At 58.0% G+C, this 2,564-nt stretch carries 4 protein-coding genes; all 4 read left to right on the top strand.

The genetic code is table 11. From position 1 onward, the window contains the following. Positions 1 to 322, top strand: a 322-nt coding sequence (locus tag ASV56_RS03715) for a hypothetical protein (RefSeq protein ID WP_216635368.1), incomplete at its 5' end; no start/stop codon positions are given. Continuing rightward, positions 319 to 681: a hypothetical protein gene (locus ASV56_RS03710; RefSeq protein ID WP_062560833.1), complete on the top strand. Its 363-nt coding sequence runs from the start codon at positions 319 to 321 to the stop codon at positions 679 to 681. The genes ASV56_RS03715 and ASV56_RS03710, both read left to right, overlap by 4 nt. Then, the gene (locus tag ASV56_RS03705; protein WP_062560832.1) at positions 674 to 2,077 is read left to right on the top strand and encodes a hypothetical protein; all 1,404 of its coding nucleotides are present in this window, start codon (positions 674 to 676) and stop codon (positions 2,075 to 2,077) included. The genes ASV56_RS03710 and ASV56_RS03705 overlap by 8 nt, the downstream gene beginning before the upstream one ends. Positions 2,078 to 2,358: 281 nt before the next feature. After that, positions 2,359 to 2,520, top strand: a complete 162-nt coding sequence (locus ASV56_RS23395) for a hypothetical protein (protein WP_156429058.1) — start codon at positions 2,359 to 2,361, stop codon at positions 2,518 to 2,520. The last annotated feature ends 44 nt before the right edge of the window (positions 2,521 to 2,564 follow it).

Raw genomic sequence — 2,564 nt, 5'->3', positions numbered from 1 at the left:
TGCCAAAAACAAGGCCGAGACGGTGATGGTCAGCTCAAACGAGATCGTGGGCGCGGCCAAGACGATTACGGTTGGCGGCGGCTATCAGCTTAGTGTGCAAGGTATCCGAAATGAATCGGTGCTGCTTGGCGCCTATGAGGAGGTAGGTCAAAATAAGGTTGTTGTGGTCGGAAAGCGTTTCGAACTGGTCTGCGGTAAAAGCAAGCTGCAGATGAACGAGGACGGCAAGATCGTTCTGCAAGGAGTGGATCTACAGATCGAAGGCTCGGACCGTATCACCGCCAAGGGTGATCACATCGACCTGCCCCAAGGACGGCCATGAGCTATCTTAACGGTATCTTCCTTGAGAAAGAGAATGCCCGCCGCGCCTTGCGCGATGGTATGCGCGATGCATTCTTCGCCGAAATAGGTTTGCCGCGCCTGACTGATCCCATGCGCATTGACGCCACCTCCGAGGTGCAGCATGCGAAGGTGCTGGAACTGATTGGTATTGCTCGCACATTACATGGCGATGAAGTCTCTGGCCTGGATATGCTGGAAAGCACGCTCCGGCAGCTTGCGGTTGGGCTGCCAGACTTGCCTATTGGATGCCCCAATCAGTTATCCCTTGATATGGTTTCGGCCGAGGGCATGCAGCGGAGCAATTTCGACATGACTTGGGCCGGCTGGTTCGATGGCTGAGGCAGATACGCCTCCCCTTCAAGGCGGCACGGTTCAGGCGCGACTTAGCGGGCCGCAGTCGGCGCTGGTCCCGGATGTGACCGACACCAGCTATCAGGCTCAGGCGGCGGCGCTTGGTGAATATGCCCAGAACGCCTTCAACGAGGTGTTGGCGCAATACCGTTTTCTAGGGTTGCTTGCGGGCATCCGCGGCCCGAGCGACGGCCCTGAAGACGTTGAGGCGGCCCGAGCCGCCGTCATGGAGGCTCTGGAAGAGGTCTTGCGCGCCGGTCCCCTGTCGCAGCAGGTCGATAGCGGCTGGAAGGCCGTGCAACAGAAACGTGATGCACTACGCGAACGGGTTTTTGCCGGCCTACGGTCGGGTGGCAATATCGATGGGCTTATGGCGGCCGAGGGCCTTCTGGGCCAGATCGTCGGCGGCCATCCGCATAACCAGTCCGAGACCTGGCATGAGCAGGTTGCGGGTGGCGCATATCGTTTGAATTATCAATCGCAGCTTACACATGTTCCGGCCGATCTGCGCGGCGATTTTGACGCTTTGATCGCCGCACAGGAGCAGCTTTCCCGGCTGGAGGATGCGCGCCGAGCCCAGAGCCGTGCAGCGGTTGTGAGCTTCTTCACCCGCATCTGGGACGGTGTGCGGAAATATTACGAAGAAAACATGGCGTTGATCCGCAATGGCCAATGGCTGCTTGCGACGGGGCGGATTGCTGTCGATGCCGCGATCTTCGCTGCCGAAGAGGTCGTGGTCGCAGGCATCGTTACCGCAATCATCGGCGTCACCGGGGGCTTGGCCGCAGGAATGGCCATTGTATTGCGCAGTGCAGTGCGGGGCATGCTGAGCGTGGTGCGTACCGGAACCCGGGTTGTCCGCAATATCCGTGCGAACTACGTCTTCCGTATCGAACTGCGCAAGGTCGAGCCGGGCGTGCTCTACTCGAACCCGATCCCATTCAATGTGACGGTGGGTCGTAAGCTCAACTATGAAAAGGTTATAGATGTCGAGAAGGATCTGACTCCGAACGAGCGACGCGCAGTCGGTGAAGGTGGGCAAGGCTCGCTTGAGCCGGATGCGGATGCGCCGGAGGCGGGGGCGAGGAGCGCTAATCCTGACAATCCACCATCTTACCTCCACCCGCGGGAGGGGCAGCCGCCGCGAAGCAATGATGAACTGGCCCCGGGCGGTCGCGTGCCGTATGACAAGAACAACCCGGCCGCATTCCAGAACTGGTGGGATGATCTGAGCCCTCAAGAGCTAGGGCAGCTATCAAAGGACAAGGCGTTGTGGAAAACCATCGAGAACAGGATCAGGAACGGCGGTGGTGAACACGAGTGGCTTAAGGTCAGCCAGCAGCTTGAACATAAACGGCTTGGCTTCTCGATGAAAGAAATTTAGGATTGGGTGACTGCGACGCGGAACGCCGAAGGGCCTTTACCCCAACCGACCGCACAGGGCGATATACGCTGGCGACACTCATCCACCACGGGACGCGGCGCTGGCCCCGGATCTACGACAATGCATAAAGCGCTTGATAACCTTTACGGTCCACCGCCACCGGGAAGCAGACAGGAACTTCTACGTCGGATGGGGTATTTTGCGAACCATTATCTGGATGGCGGCATCGAAAGCCTGCCTTCGGGTTTACGTGACGCGATCATCAATGCAGGAGGGGGGTAATGACCCTACTGGAAGACTGGCTTGCTTACCTTGAAGAACCGGATCTGTTTGATCAACATCATTTCGAGGGTTTGGCACTGGAGTTGCAAACCGCGGAGAATCTGAACACAGCCTTTTTCAGTTTACCCGGGGGGGGAGGGGCTTGTTCAGAGAATCATTGATATTAGACGGCAAGCTGATTTTAATGGAACGTACCTTCTTGCAA

Origin of the sequence: Paracoccus aminovorans (assembly GCF_001546115.1) — a bacterium.
Lineage (GTDB): Bacteria > Pseudomonadota > Alphaproteobacteria > Rhodobacterales > Rhodobacteraceae > Paracoccus > Paracoccus aminovorans_B.
Note: the sequence above shows the minus strand (reverse complement) of the source record. Positions and strands in the feature narration are given on the sequence as shown.